This is a genomic window from Pontibacter russatus (assembly GCF_009931655.1).
GTDB classification, from domain to species: domain Bacteria; phylum Bacteroidota; class Bacteroidia; order Cytophagales; family Hymenobacteraceae; genus Pontibacter; species Pontibacter russatus.
Map to the genome: position 1 here is coordinate 4,398,811 of NZ_CP047984.1, position 21,290 is coordinate 4,420,100.

Annotated in this window: 18 protein-coding genes; 7 read left to right on the forward strand and 11 right to left on the reverse strand. The window is 55.9% G+C overall.

The annotated features are described in order from the left end of the window. Positions 1-16: 16 nt before the first annotated feature. Positions 17-5,065: a putative type IX secretion system sortase PorU2 gene (gene porU2, locus GSQ62_RS18210; RefSeq protein WP_237586783.1), complete on the forward strand. Its 5,049-nt coding sequence runs from the start codon at positions 17-19 to the stop codon at positions 5,063-5,065. A gap of 284 nt (positions 5,066-5,349) precedes the next feature. On the opposite strand, the gene GSQ62_RS18215 is transcribed toward porU2, so the two are convergent. From GSQ62_RS18215 to GSQ62_RS18225, 3 genes are all read right to left on the reverse strand, one after another. After that, entirely contained in the window at positions 5,350-5,835 is a 486-nt protein-coding gene (locus GSQ62_RS18215) for a dihydrofolate reductase (RefSeq protein ID WP_161890827.1), read from the reverse strand. Positions 5,836-5,981: 146 nt separating this feature from the next. Next, on the reverse strand, positions 5,982-6,911 hold the full coding sequence (fmt, locus tag GSQ62_RS18220; RefSeq protein ID WP_161890828.1) for a methionyl-tRNA formyltransferase: 930 nt from the start codon (positions 6,909-6,911) through the stop codon (positions 5,982-5,984). Position 6,912: 1 nt separating this feature from the next. After that, positions 6,913-8,181, reverse strand: a complete 1,269-nt coding sequence (locus GSQ62_RS18225; RefSeq protein ID WP_237586791.1) for an exo-beta-N-acetylmuramidase NamZ family protein — start codon at positions 8,179-8,181, stop codon at positions 6,913-6,915. 33 nt (positions 8,182-8,214) lie between these two features. Here GSQ62_RS18225 and GSQ62_RS18230 point away from each other — a divergent pair, with 33 nt between their 5' ends. Then, on the forward strand, positions 8,215-9,423 hold the full coding sequence (locus GSQ62_RS18230; protein ID WP_161890829.1) for an ABC transporter permease: 1,209 nt from the start codon (positions 8,215-8,217) through the stop codon (positions 9,421-9,423). Between the two features lie 126 nt (positions 9,424-9,549). On the opposite strand, the gene GSQ62_RS18235 is transcribed toward GSQ62_RS18230, so the two are convergent. From GSQ62_RS18235 to GSQ62_RS18245, 3 genes are all read right to left on the reverse strand, one after another. Further along, on the reverse strand, positions 9,550-10,386 hold the full coding sequence (locus tag GSQ62_RS18235) for a mechanosensitive ion channel family protein (protein WP_161890830.1): 837 nt from the start codon (positions 10,384-10,386) through the stop codon (positions 9,550-9,552). Between the two features lie 96 nt (positions 10,387-10,482). Beyond that, positions 10,483-11,184: a peptidoglycan DD-metalloendopeptidase family protein gene (locus GSQ62_RS18240; RefSeq protein ID WP_161890831.1), complete on the reverse strand. Its 702-nt coding sequence runs from the start codon at positions 11,182-11,184 to the stop codon at positions 10,483-10,485. Positions 11,185-11,231: 47 nt separating this feature from the next. Further along, positions 11,232-11,792 carry a Pathogenesis-related transcriptional factor and ERF protein gene (locus GSQ62_RS18245; RefSeq protein ID WP_161890832.1) on the reverse strand — a complete coding sequence of 187 codons (561 nt, stop codon included), beginning with the start codon at positions 11,790-11,792 and terminating at the stop codon, positions 11,232-11,234. Positions 11,793-12,052: 260 nt separating this feature from the next. On the opposite strand from GSQ62_RS18245, the gene GSQ62_RS18250 reads away from it, so the two are divergent. Both GSQ62_RS18250 and GSQ62_RS18255 read left to right on the forward strand, forming a co-directional pair. Next, complete coding sequence (locus GSQ62_RS18250; RefSeq protein WP_161890833.1) at positions 12,053-13,135, forward strand: ferredoxin--NADP reductase; 1,083 nt, start codon at positions 12,053-12,055, stop codon at positions 13,133-13,135. A 117-nt stretch (positions 13,136-13,252) separates the two neighbouring features. After that, the gene (locus GSQ62_RS18255) at positions 13,253-14,983 is read left to right on the forward strand and encodes a M3 family oligoendopeptidase (RefSeq protein WP_161890834.1); all 1,731 of its coding nucleotides are present in this window, start codon (positions 13,253-13,255) and stop codon (positions 14,981-14,983) included. A 65-nt stretch (positions 14,984-15,048) separates the two neighbouring features. Here GSQ62_RS18255 and paaD read toward each other — a convergent pair whose 3' ends face one another. The 5 genes from paaD to GSQ62_RS18280 all read right to left on the reverse strand — a co-directional run bounded on the left by paaD (position 15,049) and on the right by GSQ62_RS18280 (position 18,677). Then, positions 15,049-15,528, reverse strand: a complete 480-nt coding sequence (paaD, locus tag GSQ62_RS18260; RefSeq protein WP_161890835.1) for a 1,2-phenylacetyl-CoA epoxidase subunit PaaD — start codon at positions 15,526-15,528, stop codon at positions 15,049-15,051. 96 nt (positions 15,529-15,624) lie between these two features. Continuing rightward, on the reverse strand, positions 15,625-16,380 hold the full coding sequence (gene paaC, locus GSQ62_RS18265) for a 1,2-phenylacetyl-CoA epoxidase subunit PaaC (RefSeq protein WP_161890836.1): 756 nt from the start codon (positions 16,378-16,380) through the stop codon (positions 15,625-15,627). Further along, positions 16,377-16,991: a phenylacetic acid degradation b gene (locus GSQ62_RS18270; RefSeq protein WP_237586792.1), complete on the reverse strand. Its 615-nt coding sequence runs from the start codon at positions 16,989-16,991 to the stop codon at positions 16,377-16,379. Before GSQ62_RS18270 ends, paaC begins: the two co-directional genes overlap by 4 nt. Before the next feature lie 32 nt (positions 16,992-17,023). After that, positions 17,024-18,010 (reverse strand): 1,2-phenylacetyl-CoA epoxidase subunit PaaA, encoded by a 987-nt coding sequence (paaA, locus tag GSQ62_RS18275; RefSeq protein WP_161890838.1) that lies wholly within the window; start codon positions 18,008-18,010, stop codon positions 17,024-17,026. A gap of 73 nt (positions 18,011-18,083) precedes the next feature. Then, on the reverse strand, positions 18,084-18,677 hold the full coding sequence (locus tag GSQ62_RS18280; protein WP_161890839.1) for a TetR/AcrR family transcriptional regulator: 594 nt from the start codon (positions 18,675-18,677) through the stop codon (positions 18,084-18,086). A gap of 304 nt (positions 18,678-18,981) precedes the next feature. Between GSQ62_RS18280 and GSQ62_RS18285 the strand changes: the two genes are divergently transcribed. From GSQ62_RS18285 to GSQ62_RS18295, 3 genes are read left to right on the forward strand one after another with little or no spacing between them, the layout of a single operon-like run. Further along, the gene (locus GSQ62_RS18285; protein ID WP_161891522.1) at positions 18,982-19,755 is read left to right on the forward strand and encodes an enoyl-CoA hydratase/isomerase family protein; all 774 of its coding nucleotides are present in this window, start codon (positions 18,982-18,984) and stop codon (positions 19,753-19,755) included. A gap of 50 nt (positions 19,756-19,805) precedes the next feature. After that, a complete protein-coding gene (locus GSQ62_RS18290) occupies positions 19,806-20,300 on the forward strand; it encodes a sterol desaturase family protein (RefSeq protein ID WP_237587155.1) in 495 nt (164 codons plus the stop codon). Then, positions 20,272-21,150 (forward strand): MerR family transcriptional regulator, encoded by an 879-nt coding sequence (locus GSQ62_RS18295; protein WP_161890840.1) that lies wholly within the window; start codon positions 20,272-20,274, stop codon positions 21,148-21,150. Before GSQ62_RS18290 ends, GSQ62_RS18295 begins: the two co-directional genes overlap by 29 nt. The last annotated feature ends 140 nt before the right edge of the window (positions 21,151-21,290 follow it).

Sequence of the window (21,290 nt, forward strand, 5' to 3'; positions counted from 1 at the left end):
TGACATGCTATATATAATGAAGCGATTTTTACCGGCACTCTTGCTGTTTCTCTCAGGCTTTGTGGCAAACACCGCGCAGGCGCAGGAAGTCTACGGAAACGAGTGGATCGACTATTCCAAGACCTACTACAAGATCAACGTCATAAACACGGGCTTGCACCGCCTCAGCTACGGCTTCCTGGACAGCCTGGAGCTGGAAGGCGTGAATCCGCAGCACCTGCAGCTTTTCCGCAGGGGAAAAGAAGTTGCTATATATATAGCCGGTGAGGCCGATGGCAGGCTGGACACGCAGGATTACGTCGAGTTCTATGGCCAGCGCAACGACGGGGCCCTGGACAGTGAACTATACAAGAACCCGGCCCACCAGGTACACCAGTTCTACAGTTTATATACCGATACCGCCGCCTACTTCCTGACAGTGAACCCCAGCGGAGGCAAGCGCATGCGCGAATCAAATCCGTCCGTCGACGGCCGTACGCCTGAGCCATACCACCTGCAGAAGGCATTTCACATCAACACCGACCGCTTTAACTACGGGAAGGCGTATGATTTACAAAACGGCCTGACAAGGATGCCCTGGCTGGATGAGGGGGAGGGGTACTTTTCGCATAATTCTGTCAATCCCAAGACCTATGAAATTGCCAATATCAGGAATCTGTATACCAGCGGACCCAGGCCATATATAGAATACGCCACCGTTGGAGCAAATCATGAGCAACATAAGCTGAACGTAAAGGTGATTGGCCCGGCAGGCACCCGAAACCTTAATTACTTCGAGTACAAACCATATGGGTTTGCCAGGGACAAGCAGATCATCAATTTCAACGATATTACCGCTGCAGGGAAACTAGTGCTGCAGGTGGCGCCCGTTCCTAACCCGTCGAACAAAAACTCAATTAGCTTTTCTTACGGCATTCTCACCTATCCCCAACAACCTGTTTTCTCCGGTTCTTCCATGTTCCTGTATTCTGATTCGACCAGAAGCGCGAACCCCTTCTACGCACTCTCCAATACGCCCACCACTGCCGTTGCATATGATGTGACCGATCCATATAATACTGTCCGGATTCAAGGACAGCCTGTCGGCCCGTCCAGAGGGTTTGTTCTGGAGGGGATTGGCGGTAATACGCACAAGATCCTCGTTGCAGATGCGGCCAGACCTTTTAAACCGCGGAGAGCTAAGAACTATCTAGTAAGCTTCAGACAGATTAGCCCAGATGATCATAATTATATAATTCTGACCAACAAGCGCCTGATGAAGGTGGCAAGCGGAGGCAGCAGACCCGCTCCCGCTGAGTATGCCGCGTACAGGGCCTCGGAGGCCGGAGGTGGCTATGACACCCTGCTCCTGGATGTGGAAGAGGTGTTTAACCTGTTTCACTACGGTGATTATTCTTCCAATGCCATACGCCGCATGACCAGGTATATGGCCACCTCCGCAAGACCCGTGCAGTTGTTTATCATAGGAAAAGGAGTGAAATATGCAGACCAGGACTATTACTATACGCATTACCTCGGTAAGTTCAGTTACTACCAGGTGGGCGCGCGCCATCCCAGAGCGGCTGAGCTTGACTTGGTGCCCACAGGCATCGTGCCTTCCTCTGACCTGGTCTTCTCGGCTGATTTCAGGAACGGATCCTATGTTCCCGCTGTGCCTACGGGGCGGCTTGCTGTTACCACACCGGAGGCCATCATCGCTTACCTGAACAAAGTGAAAGAGTATGACACCGCGAAAGAGGGAGAACCCTGGCGGAAAAATATTCTGCAGTTGGGGGGAGGCAAAACGACCGCCGAAATTAACCAGATAGCGGGCTACCTGAGGGGATACGCGGCAATTGCCGAGGGACCGCTGCTGGGGGCAAACGTGAAGGAAAGGTACAGGCAGAACGTGAGCGAAGTAGTGGAGGCGGTGAATGTGTCTGAGGAGTTGAACAACGGCCTCTCGCTCCTGACCTTCTTTGGGCACAGTTCGCCGGGTACTACCGACTTAGATATAGGATATGTATCCAGCGCCGTCAATAACTACAACAACAAAGGGAAGTACCCGCTCATCCTGATGAACGGCTGCAACGTCGGAAACTCCTTTATTCCCAATTCGGTATCATTCGGGGAAGACTGGCTGCTCACACCCGATAAAGGGGCCGTCTCGCTCATTGCCCATGTGGATGCAGGATATCCCACGTACCTGAACCTGTACACCAACTATTTCTATAAAGTAGCCTTCCAAGATCCGGAATTCTGGGGCGCAAACCTGGGAGCGGTGCTGCAGGAGACCATAAGGCGCGTGACACAGGCCACGGCAAGCGATCTGGCGACTGCCATGGTGCTGGAGATAGCGCTGCAGGGAGATCCGGCCTTAAGGCCCTATAACCCCAGCAAGCCCGACTACGTGATAAAAGAGTCCGGCTTTGAGGTGACGGGTACCGGTGGCGGTGTAGTGACGGCCTCTGCCGACACATTTAACATATCTTTTGAAGTAGACAACCTGGGGAAAGCCATCCCTGAGCCCATCTACGTGACTGTGAGGCGGACACTGGCTGATAACAGCGTGCTGGAGCAGGACAGCCTCCTGATCGATCCGATTATCAAAGGGCGGACGGTAACGCTGCAACTCCCGAACGCAGGGGTGGAGGCACTGGGGATGAACTCCTTTGAGATTATGCTTGATGGCCCGGATGCGGTAGAGGAGTTGAGCGAGGAGAATAACACCGCCACGTTCCAGTACTTTTTCCCGATCAGCGGCGTCACAACCGTCTATCCCGCCAATTACAGCATTATCGGCTCCGACAATGTAAAGTTGGCGGTGCAGGCGACCGTGCTCAGCGAGAACCAGAATTTTTACTTTGAGTTGGATACAACCACGGCTTTCAACAGCCCGTTCCGGCGGTCGCAGAACGTTGCCAATGCGGAGGTGCCGGTATGGGAGGTCACCTTGCCCAATGCAGCTGAAGACAGCACCGTCTACTACTGGCGGGCACGGTTCACGAACTACGAGGCCGGGCAGGACACCGTCTGGGCGACAAGCTCATTCCGGCACATTGTCGGGGCAAAGGGGGGCTGGTCACAAAGCCACTACGGGCAGTTCCATGATGTGCATGCGGTAGGGTTCGATTCGCTGAAGGAAGACAGCAGGACCTGGCGGTTCACGCCCATCCGGAAATTCATCAACATCAAAACGGCGGGAGGGGACATACGGTACGTTTACTCCCCTTACGGGCTGTACGTGAACGGCAACTCCGAACTGAATGGCGCCTGTGGCAACCCTGCGGGCTCCTCTGTGGGGCGGTTTTATTTCATCGTTTTCAGTAACGTGAATTTAGAGCCCGTGACCTCCCTGCCTGGCCAGACGTTTTGCTCTACACGAATTGAAAACCCATACCTGTTCGATACGGGGGATTTGACGAAGGCAGCAAACGTAGCGAAGATGAAGGCATTTTTAGATGCGGTGCCGGAGGGCTATTACGTGGCAGGCATCAGCATCAACAAAATTCCCTTCAGTGATTACCCTGCGGAGTTCAAGGCGGCTTTCGGTAGCATTGGCTCCAGCCTGATCGATAAACTGACAACAGGCGCGCCGTTCGCCATCGTAGGGCAGAAAGGGGCCGCCGTGGGCACAGCCCAGGAAATGTCAGCAACAGCAGGTAGCGCAACGCCAGTCACTTCACAGGAAATTTCGCTGGACGCTACGCTGCAGTCTGCGAGGGCAGCCGGAACCATCACCTCTGCCGCCATAGGGCCTGCACTGCAGTGGGGCACGCTCTACCACAACATAGAGAGTTACAAGGGCGGCGACGACAAGTATACCCTAAGTGTGGTAGGGGTGGATACGGCAGGGAAGGAGACGGTGCTGGTGGAGGACGTAGCACAGAAGACATTGGATCTGGCTACTATTGATGCAACGCTTTACCCGAACCTCAAGCTGTCTGCTTTGCTTTCGGACTCCACGGCCCGCACGGCACCACAACTGAAGGAGTGGTTTATATACTACGAAGGTGTGCCGGAAGGAGTGGTAAGGCCCGATTTGGTGGAGGTGAGCAGCGAACTGCTGACCAGCCAGGCCGGAGGCGGCAGCATCAAGGTGCCGATGGCCTTCCAGAACATCTCCCAGACCGCCTTCCGCGACTCGCTGACAGTGGAAATCACGCTTACCGGCGACGGCCTGCAGCCCGCCACCTCACGGTTTAAAATAAAGCCCGTGGAAGCGAACGAGACCGTGACGTTTAACCATACCTTGTCTACCCAGGCGCTGGATGGCAACTATAAACTGAGCATGTTCGTGAACCCGCGCCTGCAGCCGGAACTACACTACTTCAACAACATATATGAGGTGGCGTTTAGCGTGAAGTCGAAGTTGCACCCGATCATGGATGTGGCTTTCGACGGGGTGCATATTCTGGACGGGGACCTTGTTTCGCCCTCCCCGGTGATTAGTGTGACGGTGAAAGACGAGAACAGCCATCTATACCTGCAAGACCCCTCGGCCATGTCGCTCATCCTGATCACGCCGGAAGGGCAGGAGCAGGAGGTGTCGCTGCTGAACAACCCGCAGGAGATAAGCTATATGGCCGCCACCGAAGAGAATGACTTCAAACTGGAGTATAAGCCCGCCAAACTGATGGACGGCAAGTATATGTTGGAAGTGCGCGCCCGCGACGCCGCCGGTGTGGCCTCCGGTATATCGCCTTACCGGATTAGCTTTGAGGTGGTGAGCGAGGCCAGTGTCACCAACTTCTACCCCTTCCCGAACCCGTTCTCCACCAAAACCAATTTCATCTTCACGCTCACGGGCAGCACCATTCCGGAGCACATGAAAATCCAGATACTGACGGTGACGGGCAAGGTGGTGCGGGAAATCATGAAGGAGGAACTGGGGCCGCTGCGCATCGGCAACAACAAAACCGAGTATGCCTGGGACGGCACAGATGCCTACGGTGATAAACTGGCAAACGGCGTGTACCTCTACCGCGTGGTGATGAGCAGGATAGACGAGGAAATGAAGCACCGCAACACCTTCGGCGACGGCGCTTTCAAAAACGGATATGGCAAGCTATATATCCTGAGGTAAGATATTCATCCTATATAAAAAGGAGGGGCAGCCAAAGTAGCTGCCCCTCCTTTTTATATAGGGTATCGAATCTATATATGGCTTCTTTATATAGTAGAGCCAAATAAGTAATGCTGCTGTTTTCTATATAGTGTCACTAATATGGCAAGAAGGTGCGAGCAAAAGTTTGTCCTATGGGCATTTCATTAGTATGTGTGATAATGAAGTAGCGCTATTTTTTTTATTACTACCCTTTATATTTGATATATGGCTATTCTGCTCAGAAACTTTATTTCTGGACTGCTCTACTTCCGCCTGAGCGTCAGGAAGCTGTAGCGGTATTTATTCTTTTCATCCGGCGCGTGGTGCTCCCGCGCCACCGTCTCCCACTCTTCATCGTTCAGTTCAGGAAAATATACGTCTCCGTCGAACGTATGGTGGAGGCGGGTAAGGTAGATGGTGTCGGTGAGCGGCAGGGCCTGCCTATATATCTCCGCGCCGCCAATGATATAGACATTTTCGTCCAAAGCTTTTGCCTCCTCCAGCGCCTCCTGCAACGAATTCGCCACGATACAGCCATCCGCGACATAATCTTCCTGGGATGTCACGATAACAGAAGTTCGGCCGGGCAGCGGCTTCCCGATGGACTCATAGGTTTTGCGGCCCATCAGGATGGGGTGCCCCATCGTAATCTGCTTGAAATGGCGCAGGTCGGCGGGGAGGTGCCATATCAGGCCATTGTCTTTGCCAATCACATTGTTTTCGGCGGCGGCTACCACGATTGCTGTCATCTTAATGATTTAATTGTTAGATGATTAAATTGTTGTTAAGCATATATAGTGGTTACCGGTGCTTTTATCGAGTATGCTATATAAGTGAAAGCAAGGTTATATAATCAACCCTTTTGTCAGGCTTAGCCATTCAACCATCCAATAATTCAGCCATTAAAGCTATACCCTCGCAGCAGATCCTGCACCGGCATGCGCTTCTTGCCCTCCATCTGCAGGTCGAGGACAGCGATGGCACCTGTGGCTGTTTGCACGTGCAGGTACGTTTTGTTGTCGGTGTGGATCTGACCTGGCGCTGAGCTGTACGTGATATTCTCCAGCACCTCCGTCTTAAAAATCTTAAAGGTCTTGCCGTTGAGGCGTGTCCAGGCGGCGGGGTAGGGGCTGAGCCCCCGGATAAAGTTGCGCACCTGCGGGGCGGGCTGGTTCCAGTTAATCTCGCAGGTTTCCTTATATAGCTTCGGGGCGTGTTTTGTTTCTGCTGTGGTGATTTGTGGCTGTGACTTAACCTCGTCGCGCGCGATGGCCTGCACGGTGCGCAGCGCCAGCTTTGCACCCTCGTATTTCAGCTTCTCATATACAGCGCCAAAGTCGTCGTCCTCCAGAATCGGCACCCGCTCCTGGAAAATCAAATCGCCGGTGTCGATGGCGTGCTTCAGGAAAAAAGAAGTCACGCCGGTCTCTTTCTCCCCGTTGATGATGGCCCAGTTGATGGGGGCTGCCCCGCGGTACTGCGGCAGCAGCGACCCGTGGATGTTGAAGGAGCCGAGCTCCGGCATATCCCACACCACCTCCGGCAGCATCCGGAACGCCACGATGACCTGCAGGTTGGCCTGGAAGCTCCGCAGTTCTTCCAGAAAGGCCTCCGACTTCAGGTTGGTGGGCTGCAGCACCGGGATATTTTGCGCCACGGCATATTCCTTCACCGGCGACTGGTGCAGCTTCTGTCCGCGCCCGGCCGGTTTGTCCGGCGCCGTAATGACCGCCACCACATTATACCCATGCTCCACGAGCGTTTGCAGCGTGGGCACGGCAAAATCGGGCGTGCCCATAAACACAATGCGTAAGTCTCTTGCCATTTTAGTCGTTTTCGGGGTACAGCAGGTACTGCTGGCGCATGGTTTTGTAATCCGACAGAGCAGGCTCCCAACTGGCGCGTATCTCCGCCTCGGTTTTTCCGGCTTTTATCTGACCCCGCAGCTCGTCGTTTCCTGCCAGTTTCTCGAAGAAGTTATTGAAGAACTTGTCTTTCTGGGTCGAGTGCTGGTACATCTCCAGCAGGTAGGCCAGCGTGAAAGGCTGCGCCTTAGCCGGGTCCGTCAGGTCCATGCCGTAGCAGGTCTGCCCCTCGTGCGGCGGGGTTGAGGCACCGGCGGTACTTTTCGGGGTAAAAGAGAAGCGTTTGTCGGTATAATACGGGCTGCCAATCACCTGGAACGGCATGTCTGTGCCGCGGCCCACGCTTACGTTGGTGCCCTCGAACAGGCAGAGCGAGGGATACAGCGTGATGGCCTGCTGGTTGGGCAGGTTGGGCGAGGGCCGCACGGGCAGTATATAGGCGGTGTTGTGTGTGTAGTTTGCCACGGGCACCACCGTCAGGTCGGCTTGCCGCTGTCCTGCCAGCCATTCCTCGCCGTTTATCATCTCGGCCAGTTCGCCCACTGTCAGGCCGTGCACAATCGGGATGGGGTGCATGCCCACAAACGACTGCTGCTCCATCTCCAGCACCGGGCCGTCTACATAATGGCCGTTGGGGTTGGGGCGGTCCAGCACCAGCACCGGCTTGTTGTTCTCGGCGGCCGCCTCCATCACGTAGTGCATCGTGCTGATATAAGTATAAAAACGGGTGCCTACGTCCTGTATGTCGAACACGAGGATATCCAGATCTTTCACCTGCTCCGGGGAGGGCTTCTTGTTTTTGCCGTAGAGTGAAATGATGGGCAGGCCTGTGCGCGTGTCTTTGGCGTCTTTCACGTGTGCCCCGGCATCAGCCTCGCCCCGGAAGCCGTGCTCCGGCGCGAAGATCGTGACCACGTCCACGGCGCGGCTCAACAAGGTGTCTACTAAGTGCGTTTGGCCTACCAGAGAGGTCTGGTTCACGACCAGGCCCACGCGCTTGCCCTGCAACTGGGGCAGGTACAGTTCCAGTTGCTCCGCGCCGGTTTGCAAGGGCTTTGCCTGTGGTGTTGGTTCAGGGGCAACGGCCGTTGCCTGTGCCGCAGGCGGAGCGGATAACGGAGCGGTGGCAGGCGTTTGTTTGGGCGCGCAACTGCCCAGGGCCAGCAGGATGGAGGTGTAAAGTATAAGCATGGGCTGTGTCTTCATCATACGGAATAAGTCAAAATTCATACCTATCTTTAAGGCTTTTAAGAAACAAGGCGAGTGAACATCTCCAGATACATATCCGATAAGATTTCAGAAGTGCAGGCCGGCTCATTTACCTCGTCGGTCACAAAAATAGCAATAATCAGCATAGCGGCAGGCATTGCCATCATGATCGTTTCATTTGCTATCCTGGAGGGCTTCCGGGACGAGATCAGGCAGAAGATATTTTCCTTTGGGGCGCACCTGCAGGTAAGCAAGTACGATACCAACAACTCGCTGGAGGGCGCGCCCATCAGCATGAACATCGGCGTGGCGGATTCGGTGCCCGGCATCAAGCAGATTCAGGCCTTCGCCCGCAAAACAGCCATCATCAAGACGGAGGACGAGGTGCTGGGCGTGGTGTTGAAAGCGGTTGGTCCGGACTACGACATGAGCGCGATGCAGCAGAACCTGGAGGCGGGCGGGCTCATCAGCTATACCGACACTGCCTCCTCCAAAGAAGTGCTCATCAGCCGGGCGGTGGCCGATAAACTGAGCCTGGACGTGGGCGATGAGGCGGTTTTTTACTTTATACAGAACCCGCCGCGCGCGCGCAAACTAAAGGTGAAAGGCATATTTAACACCGGGCTGGAGGAATTTGACGAGGTATTCGTAATCGGGGATATAAAGCTGGTGCGCGAGCTGAACAACTGGCCCGACACGCTGGTGGGGGGCGTGGAGATTGTGCTGAAGGACTTCGACCAGATAGACCAGGCGGCAGACCAGGTGTTCGACCAGATGAACTATGATTTACAGTTGGAGAAGATAACCGACCGCCACGCGCAGCTGTTCGACTGGCTGAAGCTCCTGCGCAAGAACGTGATCATCTTTCTGGTGCTCATTATTTTCGTGGCTTCCTTCAACATGGTGTCCACGGTGTTTATCATGATCATCGAGCGGATCAACATGATTGGCGTGCTGAAGGCCGTGGGGGCCACCGATGCGCAGATCCGGCAGGTGTTTTACTTCCGCGGCCTGAAGCTCACCATCAGAGGCCTTATCTGGGGCAACGTCATCGGCCTCGGTTTCTGCGCTATCCAGTATTACTTCCGCATCATCCCCCTCGACCCTGAGAATTACTATATGGACCGGGTGCCCATCAGCTGGAACGCGGGCATCATCGTCGGGCTGAATGTGATTACGCTGCTGCTCACCATGCTGGCCATCCTCATCCCCACCGCCATGGTGTCGCGCGTGAAGCCCGTGAAAGCCATCAAGTTCGATTAAGTTGCTTGTCCGGTTGTTGGTTGCTGAATGTGATAAGAACCCTTGTGCCTATATATAAAACCGGCAGCCTCACAACAGGACGTGGCTTCCGGTTTTACATATAGGTATATAGGCTGATGAAGGTTTTCATGATTTTGTATCCGGCTGCAGGGTAACCACCTCCCGTTTCTGGATGGGGGCCGGGGCTTTCACGCCGTTCTCCTCGAAGGCGGTTTTTATGCGCTCGTTCATCTCCCAGTTCAGCGGCCAGAATTCTTCCTGTTTGGCCCAAAGGCGCATGCTGATGGTGATGGAGTACTCGGAAAAGGCGGTTACGGCAATCACCGGGGCCGGGTCGGCGAGGATGCGCGGATCGGAGTCTATAAAGGTCTGGAGCATTTTCTTCACCGCCGCCACATCGTTCTCCGGGCTGATGTTCAGGTTAAACTCCATGCGGCGTGTGGGTTCTACCGAGTAATTGATCACGACGCTGGACGCCAGCGGGCCGTTGGGCATATAAATCACCTGGTTGTTGCCTGTCTTGATGACTGTGTTGAAGATGTTGATGAGGTGCACCGTGCCCGACTGTCCCTGCGCCTCAATAAAATCGCCTACCCTGAAGGGCTTGATGGTCAGGATCAGCACCCCGCCCGCGAAGTTGGAGAGGCTGCCCTGCAGCGCCAGGCCGATGGCCAGACCGGCGGAACCCAGCACCGCGATAAAGGAAGTCATCTCCAGGCCCAGTTGTGCCACCACCAGCACCAGCAGCAGCACCCAGAGCGCGATGTTGATGATGCTGCCCAGAAACGGCCGCAGCGACTCGTCCACGCCCTTCCGCAGCATCATGGCCTGCAGCAGCCTGTTCAGGCGCTTTACCACCCATGCGCCGATTACCAGAATAACGATAGCCACCAGAAGCCGCAGGCCATATACCATGGCAAAATTCACGATGAGCTCACGGACAGAATCAATGTTAATCTCCATTTTCAATCAGAGGTAAAATGTATAAAAGGAAGCGCCGCCAGGGCCAGCGCAGTGGCCGAGGAAGGCATCTCAGGCAAAAATAAGATTTTTCTGCAACTACAGCGGCAGGTGGCGGCACTGCAGGATCAGGTTCGGGTTGGGGCAGCGCGCCTCATATATAGCTCTCTCTGCGGTGGTGGCCACACCCGGATAGTCTCCTTTCCGGCCCTCCATCGAAGCTATGAGCTGGAAATGCAGGTGCGGCGGCCAGCCGCCGTTCTCCGGATGCGGGCCCACTTCCGCGATGCGGCTGCCTTTGGCAAAAGCCTGCCCTTCCCGCAGCCCCTGCAGCGAGGCGCGGGTGAGGTGGCCATATAGGGTGTTGAAGGTCACCTCCTCCAGCCGGTGTTGCAGAATGATGGTGGGGCCGTAGTCGCCGAAGTGGGCGTTGTCGGCGAACGAGTGTACCACGGCGTCAAGGGGAGCGAACATCGCGGTGCCCGCCTCCAGCCACACGTCCACGCCCAGGTGCAGGTTGCGGCTACCGGAGGCGGCGGCAAAATGCTGGCTGCGCCCATATATAAACCGGTCTTCCAGATAGCCCCCAACGCCTATGGTGGCGCCTTTTTCCCGTAGCATCTGCTGCACGGCAGCCTCAAACGCAGCGGTTTCGCTTAGGTTTGTTTTCTGGAGCAGCGTGCTGGCCGCCGTAAAATCCAGCGCGCAGACGTTTTCGGCGTTCAGGTCGGCGGCCAGCACAGGGGCAAAGGCATGGCGGTGCCTGCCCAGCAAATCGCTTAGGTGGTGGGCTAGATGCATAAGCGCGGAGAGGCGCAGGCGGAGCCTCCTGTAAGTAAGGGCATAAATCAGCTGACAGCCTCTTCCTCTACCAGTTTAGCCAGTGTCCGGAGGCTCTTGGTCTTGCCGAAAAGCTCTTCTGATTTTCGGCTGTAGGCAGAAGCCGCCTCCTGCAGGGTCTCGAAGGTGCCCAGGTTAATGCGCTGCTTGTTGTAGTGGATGATGGCGCGGTACTTCTGCGCCTCTTTGTGCACGCCGCGCACGCCCAGCTTGTTCTCTGTTTTGGCCGTGTTGCGCACAATCTTGCAGAGCGGGGCCCACTCCAGGTTCTCTTGGCGGCAGTCCAGCTTGTTGCCGTTCTTGAAGTGTACGTACAGCTTCAGGTCGCTCTCCGGCTTTTTGAGCAGCTGCTCGCCAATCATCTTGTGCAGGTAAATCGTCTCGTTGCGGTATTTGCCGTTTTTGAGAGGCCAGTTTTTCTGGAAGAAAGCGTAGCCGTTGGAGTGGATGCGCAGGTGCCGCAGAAATTCTATCTGTTGCAGGTACACGTTGTTGTGGATGTACTCGTAGGTTCTGTCGTCTACGACTACGGTTTTTTCACAGTTTTTGAGGGTAAGTTTGTACAGCATGTTGTTTTCATTACGTATAAATTGTTGAAAAGCGTAAAGGCTGCCGACATGAGGCGACTCATCTGCACATGAAGCATGCTGTAAAGTTGCGTATTTTTTTATATTTCATACAACTAATATTTGTAAATATTATTATTTTTTATATATAATTTCCTGAATCTATATTTTGCTCAGAGGCTTCCCCAAAGCAGGCTTGATTATCGTAACTTTCGGGCCGGGAAATTGTTTCCAAAATAAACTTTCCGAACAAGACACCTTATATGCGTAACCCTTACCTCAACCTGAAGGTTGTAGCCATCACAAAAGAATCCCCCGATGCCATTTCTGTCCATTTCGAGCACCCTGACAGGAAACCTGTTCCCTATAAACCCGGCCAGTTCCTGACGCTCATCCTGCCCATTGGAGGAAGGGAAGAGCGCCGTTCCTACTCCCTGAGCAGCTGCCCGCAGGAGGGCACGCGCCTGGCCGTAACCGTGAAGCGCGTGGCGGGCGGGCTCGTCTCCAATTTCCTGATCGACAGCCTGCGGGTAGGGCAGGAGGTAAAGGTTATGGAGCCGCTTGGTAACTTCTGCCTGACCTGCACCCCCGCCAGCCAGCGCCAGGTAATCCTGTTCGGGGCCGGCAGCGGTATCACGCCGCTCATGTCCATCCTGAAGGCGGTGCTGGCGGAAGAGCCCGGCAGCACGGTGACACTGATATATGGCAACCGCGACGAGGACTCCGTTATTTTCAAGGATAAGCTGCAGCAGTTGGAGAAAGATAATCCGGGCCGCCTGCAGGTGGTGTATACCTACAGCCAGCCCCAATACGACTGTGAGCACCGCGGGCGTATGAACCAGAGCATGATTCTGAAAATACTGGAGCGCCTGCAGCTTGCCAGGCCCCAGAATGCCGTTTACTATATATGCGGGCCCGAGGGGATGATGGCAGAGGTGCGGCAGGCGCTGGAGGTGCTGCACGTGCCGGCAGACCGCATTTTCCGCGAAAGCTTTGTGAGCAACAAGTCGCAGGCGGCGGAGGAACAGCCACAGCATGGCGTCGTCTCTACGGAGGAGGATGGAGAGATTGTGACGCAGACAGTGACGATTATATATGAAGGCGCAGAGTATTCCGTGACAGTGGAGCCGGACCAGACCATCCTGGAGGCTGCCCTCGAGCAGGACATAGACTTGCCTTACTCCTGCCAGGCGGGCCTGTGTACGGCCTGCAGGGGCAGGTGCCTGAGCGGGAAGGTACACCTCGAAGAGCGCGAGGGGCTTTCGGACGCGGAGATGGAGGAGGGCTACGTGCTCAACTGCGTCGGGCACCCGCTCACGGATAATGTGGTCATTGAAATTGGCTAGCGGCTCAGGCGCGTATACAGGGGCGGTGCCAGACAATATTTCCTGCGCCTTGGAGGTTTTTATTTGCACTTTCAAAAGAAGTGCCTACATTGTGATTCTAAAATGCTTCTTGCCATAATGACAATACAAACAACCAATCTGATAATTCCTGAGCGAAAGCCGAGGCGGTACCTGGCTGACGACTTTCAGGTGGGGAACTGGGAAACCCTGCAGCCCTATTTTGATGGGCTCAAAACCCGTGACATACCAAACGTAGCCGAACTGGAAAAGTGGATGCAGGACCGCAGCGAGCTGGAAAGCGTTCTTTCTGAGGACCTCGGATGGCGCTACATCCGGATGACCTGCGACACGCAGAACGAGGAAACCACGAAGGCCTTCCAGTACTTCGTATCGGAGATTGAGCCGAAGATAGCGCCCTATGACCACGAATTGAACCTGAAGCTGATGCACTCGCCGTATGTGGCCGGGCTCGACAAGGAAAAATATAAAATATATATGCGCGGGGTGGAACGCGCTTTGGAAATTTTCCGGGAAGAGAACATACCGCTCCAAACTGAGATAAGTACGAAACAGCAGCAGTACGCCGCCATCACGGGGGGGATGACCGTGACCTTGGACGGGGAGGAAATGACCCTGCAGCGCGCCTCAGACCGGCTAAAACGAACGGACCGCGCCGTGCGCGAGGAGGCCTGGCGCACCATTCAGGAGCGCCGCTTCCAGGACCGCGAAAAGCTGGACAACCTGTTCGACGAGCTGTTGCAACTGCGCAACGGGGTGGCCCAAAACGCCGACTTCGCCAACTTCCGCGACTATATGTTTGCCGCGCTGGGCCGCTTCGACTACACGCCCCAGGACTGCTTCGATTTCCATCAGTCCATCCAGGAAACCATCGTGCCGCTGCTCAACAAAATTGACGAGGCACGCCAGGAGAAGCTCGGGCTCGATGAACTGCGCCCCTGGGACCTGGATGTGGACCCGAGCGGAAGGAAGCCGCTGGAGCCGTTTAAAACAGGGGAGGAGTTGCTGGAGAAAACAGTGCAGGTATTTTATTCGCTAGACACTTTCCTGGGCGACTGCCTGGCCACGATGCGCGAGATGGGCCACCTGGACCTCGAATCGCGGAAAGGGAAGGCGCCCGGCGGCTATAACTATCCGCTGGATGAAATAGGGGTGCCGTTTATCTTCATGAACGCCACCTCCAGCCTGCGCGACGTGATCACGATGCTGCACGAGGGCGGGCACGCCGTGCATTCGTTCCTGACGCGGGAGATGAGCCTCAATGCCTTCAAGCATCCGCCCTCAGAGGTGGCGGAGCTGGCCTCTATGTCGATGGAGCTGATATCGATGGACTACTGGGACACGTTTTTTGAGGATGAGGACGAACTGCGCCGCGCCAAGCGCACGCATCTGGAGAGTGTGCTGGAGACCTTCCCGTGGGTGGCGACGGTAGACAAATTCCAGCACTGGATATATAAGCATCCGGCGCAAACACAGGAGGAACGCCACCAGGAATGGGTGCGGATTTTTGACACGTTCAACCACAAGCTCGTCAACTGGTCGGGGCTGGAGCAGTACAAGCCCTACATCTGGCAGAAGCAGCTGCATATATATGAGGTACCGTTCTACTATATAGAATATGCCATGGCGCAGCTCGGTGCCATTGCCGTCTGGAAGAACTACAAAGAAAACCCGGCCGAAGGCCTGGCTGCCTACAAGCGCGCGCTGAGCCTCGGGTATACGGTGTCTATCGGGGAGGTGTACCAGGCAGCTGGCATCAAGTTCGATTTCAGCACAGCCTATATCAGGAGCCTGGCAGATTTTGTGCAGGCGGAGATGGAGAAGATATAAACTTCTTCTGGCCTATATATAAAGCGGGGGCCCGCTTTATATATAGGCTTATATATGGAAGCCTACTACAGCGGCTTGAACTGCTCGAACATCTGGCGGCAGTTGTGGCAGTAGTGCATAGACCGGCAGAGCGTGGGGCCGAAGGGCGTGCGCAGGCTTGTGTTGTTGCTGTTGCAGTAGGGGCAGGTGGAGTACTCCAGCATGTCGAGGTCCGGCACCAGTTCATAAGCCGGCGGCGGCGCCAGCCCGAATTCCTTCAGTGCCTTACGTCCTTTCTCTGATATTCTGTTGCTGTTCCAGGGGGCATCAAACGACATGGTGACGGTGTGGCGGGTGATGCCGTGCTTCTCCAGGGTGCGCTCCACATCCTTTTTCATATAGTCCATGGCGGGGCAGCCGGCAAAAGTGGGGGTCATGTTCACCGTCACGTGGCCTTCCTCCACCTCCACGGATGTGATCACCCCCAGATCCACGAGTGAGAGCACCGGGATCTCAGGGTCTTTGACCTCCTCCAGCAGCGCCAGGATATGTTCTTTGGTCAGCATTTCCCTACGTTATGCGTTGATTGTTGCTCGTTGTTCGGGATGATGGAGTTGCAGCTCCTATATATAGATCGAATATCGAAACACGATCAACAAGATTTACCATTCCGCCGTTGGGTCGATATTAAACACTTCGGCCATTTCATCGAGCAGGGGCTGCAGGTGCTCGGTGTGTTGGCCGTAGCGTCCCCCGAGCTTTGGGGTGATGCTGCCCAGTTCAGGCAGCTTTAGTTCTGTTTTCTCCAGCACCGCCTGAACGCGCTGCAGCCATTCCTTTTTCACGGCTTCCTCGCCGTTATAGATACCCGCCTCCACCAGTTCCTGCTCATATATAGAGACTTCAAACAAACCCAGGGCGAAGGGCAATGCCTCAGCCAGAGCTGATTGCAGCCGGAGGATAGCTTCCTCCGTAGAAGCGCCTAAATGCTTTATCCAGGTGTTGGCGTGGAGCACGTGGTACCTAACCTCACCCTTCAGCTTGGTCGCAACCTTGGCAATGGGTTCATGGCTGGATTTGCTCAGCATCTCAAAGCGGATCATCTCCGCATTGTCGTACAGGAAATGCCGGATCAGGCTGAAGTCGTACTCCCCGTTTGGCAGCTCCACCAACTGGCTGTTATGGAACTGGCTGGCGTTGCGGGTAAAGGCAACGGTGTCCGGGGCAGCCTCGCCCATCTCGTGCAGCAGCGTGTAGAAAGCCAGGCTGTGCCCGATTTTGTCCTGCGCCATCGAGGAGAAGGCGATGTCCTCTTCCAGGATGGGGCCGAAGCCAGTCCATTCGGAGTTCCGGTGGCCGAGTATCAGCTGGTCGTCGGCGAGCTTATATAGCAGGTCTTTCAGGGCTTGCTCGTTCATTTCTGTTCAGCTTTAAACTGCGTGATCTTGTCCATCACCTTGTAGGCGGTGGCCTCGCGGTACTTCTTTTCCGGCACAGTCAGCCACATTTCCCTGTCCCCTTCCGCAGAGGACAGCACGTGCGCCGATTTCACGAGCCACACGTTCACGACAGGCCCCTTTTCGCCAAACGCCTGCCTGGCCTGCTGCAGCGCCTCCTGGTACGAGGCGGCCGTGACGCGGCCCATGTGGGTATGGGCTTTTCCGCGCTTCTTCAACTGGAAGATTTCATATGGCTCTGCTTGCTCGCTGCGCACCGCTGGCTCCTCCGCCCGCAGCATCTCATATATGTTTTCCCCGTCTCCGGCGTAAGGCGTCACCTGTATATGCTCTGTGCGGACAACCCACAGGCCTGCGCAGGCGGCCCGGCGGCTGTACTGCTCCTTCGCAAACAGAAACGCCACTTCCTCGTTTGGGGCATGCACCGGCCCGACATAGGTATAGGCCGCGCCTTCCTGCTTCAGATGAAACACTTCATATGTCTCAAACTGATCCAGCGCGGGTTTTTCCTCCATCGGCGGCAGCTCGCCCTCCGGCAGGTGCAGGCGGGTTACTCGGGGGTCTAAGCTCATGGCCTTCAATTATGAATTTCTAATTCCCTTGGCTACGCCAACGGGCGCACGTATTTCGCTTTTGGGTGGAGGAGGGCTTTGCGCACCCAGGCGCCGCGCTCTTCGGCGGCGCGGCGCACGGCCAGCCGCTCGGCGTTGCAGGGGCCGTCGCCGTTGATGACGCGCATAAACTCCTCCCAGTCCGGCTCGGTGTATTCCCACTGGCCGGTTTCTGCGTTTTTCTTCAGGTTCGGATCAGGCACCGTCAGGCCCAGTTCCCATATCTTCGGCACGTACATGTCGAGGAACTGCTGGCGGCACTCGTCGTTGGTGGCCATCTTCACTTTCCAGCGCATCAGGGTTTCGGTGTGCGCGCTCATCTTGTCAGGCGGTCCGAAGAACGTCATGATGGGGGGCCACCAGCGGTTGAGGGCGGCCTGTATCATTTCGCGCTGCTTCGGGGAGCCAGTGGCCATATGCACCACGGCGTCGTGGCCGTACTTCAGGTGGAAAGCCTCCTCGGCACAGATACGCTCCAGCGCACGGGAGTAAGGCCCGTAACTGCCCCGCGCGTTCGCCAACTGGTTTACGATGGCACCCGCGTCAATCAGCCACGAGATGATGTTGGAGTCGGCCCAGGTGTAGGCCGGGTAGTTGAACACGTTGGAGTACTTGGATTTGCCGTTGATGAGGTCCGTCAGCATCTGCTCGCGCGTTTTGCCCAGTGTCTCGGCGGCGCTATATAAGAGTTGGGCATGGCCCACCTCGTCCTGCACCTTCGCCATCAGCGCCATTTTTCGCCGGAAGCCGGGGGCGCGGGTAATCCAGGTGCCTTCGGGCAGGGCGCCGATAATCTCGGAGTGCGCGTGCTGCTCAATCATCCGGATGAGCTGCCTGCGGTACAGCTGCGGCATCCAGTCGCTGGGCTCAATCTTCTCGCCGCGGGCGATGCGTGCCTCAAACCCGGCCAGTTGCACAGGGTCCTCTGCCTGCAGGGCATCGTATTTAGTAGCCTCGAAAACGTTTCCTCCTCCGTACATAACATTGGTTTTAAGGTTCAGTAATGGCGCTGGCCGTTGCCTGCCCCGTTAAGATTGTCTGGTCCTATATAGCCTATGGCTTACCGTCTGCCATTGCACGCGCCGGTGCGCGCAGGCCGTTCAGGAGCATGTCCGACAGCGTGTTGGCTATCTCGGCCGGTTGCAGCTTACCTTCGGGCCTGAACCAGGTAGGTAGCCAGTTAAGCGCCGACAGGATGGTGAGTACGGCAAACTTCTCGTCCGGCACCGCAAACTCCCCGCTCTCTGCGCCGCTTTTGATAATCTGCCGGAAGTGCCCCTCATACAGGTCGCGCAAGGCCAGGAACTCGCTGAGATATGGTTCGCTCAGGTGGCGCCACTCGTGCAGGAACACAGCCGAGGCCTCCGTGTTTTTCGTCAGTACCTGCACATGCGCCGAAACCGCGTTCCTCAGTTTGTCAGTCGACGTGGCGCCCGTTGCCTCTGCGGCATCCATCGCCTCGAAAAACTCCTCCGCCATGCGGAAGCAAACCCGCTGCAGAATCTCCTCCTTCGACCTGATGTGCGAGTAAATGCTGGCGGCCTCTATGCCCAGGGCATTGGCGAGGTCGCGCATGGATGTCGCCGAGAAGCCCTTGGCCTTGAAGAGTGCTGTGGCGGTATGCTCAATTTGTTTTTTTCTGCTCAAGCTGCCTCCCTGTCTTTTAAACAAATATACATTACCTAGCGTTCGCTAGCAAGCCTGCCTAGGATAAACGTTCCCGACACCATAAAAGTTGATGTAGAGCAGGTTGCAGCCTGCAGGAGTGCCAGAGCTGGTGTGCTTTTTGCTCTCGTTCCCGCGTGGCGGCGCGTACCTGCACGCCAGCTTCGGGCGGATGCCGGACGGGACGCCCACGGAATTCTGTAACCTTGCCTGACTTTTTTAAGATATACCTGTTATAAAGAAAAACACCATGACCGACACGACCAGCACAGTTGAGATGCAGACGATGGAGTTTGTGCATTATGAGGTAAACGAGCGCGTTGGCTATATCACGCTGGCCCGCGCCGAGAAGCGGAACGCCCTGAACCAGGAGGTGGTGTCGCAGCTGAAGCGCGCTTTTGCCACCGCCGAGGACGACGAGGCCTGCAAGGTGATCGTGCTGCGGGCGGAGGGGAGCGTGTTTTGCGCCGGGGCCGATCTGGAGTATATTCAGCGCCTGCAGCAGAACAACTACCACGAGAACCTGCTGGACTCCACCCACCTGATGGAGTTGTTCCGGCTTATATATACCCTGAAGAAAGTAGTGATCGCCCAGGTACACGGCCATGCCATTGCCGGCGGCTGCGGCCTCGCGGCCGTCTGCGATTTCAGCTTCGCGGTGCCGGAGGCCCGGTTTGGCTACACTGAGGTGAAGGTGGGCTTTATACCAGCCATCGTGACGGTGTTCCTGTTGCGAAAGCTGGGCGAGGCCCGGGCCAGGCAACTGCTGCTGACCGGCGACCTGGTTCCGGCAGAGGAGGCGGAGCGTTACGGGTTGATAAACTATGTGGTGCCGGCAGCTGAGCTGGAGACACGCGTTTTCGCCTTCGCACGGAAACTCTGCACCGAAAATTCGCGCCAGTCGGTGGAGGTGACCAAGGAGATGATTGCGCGGGTGCAGGGCATGGGGCTGGAGGAAGGCCTGCAGTACGCGGCCGAGATGAACGCCGTGGCCCGGGGCAGCGAGGACTGCCAGCGCGGCATTGCCGCTTTTCTGAACAAAGAGCCGCTGACGTGGTAGCCGGTTGTTTAATATTTTAAACTATTTGTTAAACTTGCTGTTGATTGGATATGCTGACGGGCATCGGGATAATGCTGCTGACTTTTGTGGCGATGGAGGGAGTGGCGTGGATCATGCACAAGTACGTGCTGCACGGGTTTCTGTGGTTTGTCCACAGATCGCACCATACGCGCCATACCCACGCTTTTGAGCTGAACGACCTGTTTTTTGCCTATTATGGCACACTGGCGATGTTGTTCTTCGTATTCGGCAGCGACCCCATCGATTACAGGTTCTGGGTGGGCGCAGGCATCACGCTGTATGGCGTGGCCTACTTCCTGATTCATGATGTGTTCATCCACCGGCGCATCAGAGTTTTCGGGAATACGTCTAATGTTTACCTCAAAGCGTTGAACATGGCGCACAAGGTGCATCATAAAGCCCGTGGCAAGCATGGTTCAGAGTCGTTCGGGATGCTCTGGGTGGCACCCCGGTACTTTAAGTCGGCATACGGAATAGTTAAAAAACAACAAGAGCGTGGCGCAGTATACAATCAAAGAACTTGAGCATCTTTCCGGCATTAAGGCCCATACCATCCGCATCTGGGAGCAGCGCTACCATATATTAAACCCCAGGCGCACCGACACCAACATCCGCTACTACGACGATGCCGACCTGAAGTCGCTGCTCAACATCTCGCTGCTGAACGAGCGGGGCTACAAGATATCCAAAATTGCGCAGATGGAGCCGGAGCAGATCCAGCGGACGGTGGCGGAACTGTGCGACTCGCCCTGCGCGTGCTCGCACCACGTGAGCGCCCTGGTGGCGGCGATGGTGGACATGGATGAGGTGAAGTTTGACAAGCAGCTTTCCACGGCAACGCTGCAACTGGGGCTGCACAGCGCGATGGAGGAAATCATATATCCCTTTCTGAACAAGATCGGCATCCTGTGGCAGACCAACAACATCTCGCCGGCGCACGAGCATTTCGTGAGCAACCTCATCCGCCAGAAGCTGATTGTGGCCATAGACGGCCAGACGCTTCGCCGCGAAGAGCAATCCACCACCTATATTCTTTACCTGCCCGAAGGCGAATTGCATGAACTGGCGCTGCTGTATATGAATTACATTCTCAGGGCGAACGGCCAGCACGTGGTGTACCTGGGGCAGAACCTCCCGTTCCCGGACCTGGAGCTGACCTACGAACAGTTCAAAAAGGCCTGTATCTGCACCGTGATGACATCCACGCCAGAGCGCGACCAGGTGCAGCATTACCTCAACCGGCTGTCGCAGCGTTTCCCGCACACCACCATCTACATATATGGCTTCCAGGCCCAGCACGATTTCCTGATAATACCCTCTAACGTAAGGCGCCTCGGCTGCCTGCGCGACCTGGAGGCAGAGCTAAAGGCATAAATTTCTGGCTTGGCAATCCGCGCGCGCGTCTTTGCCGTTTATATGAAGGGCGCGTGAAGGGCGCGGGCGCTCGGCATTCCTGTGTCGTTCGCCTTAAAAACAGGTACATAAGCAGGGTTTTTCAGGGTGTTTGTCGTATT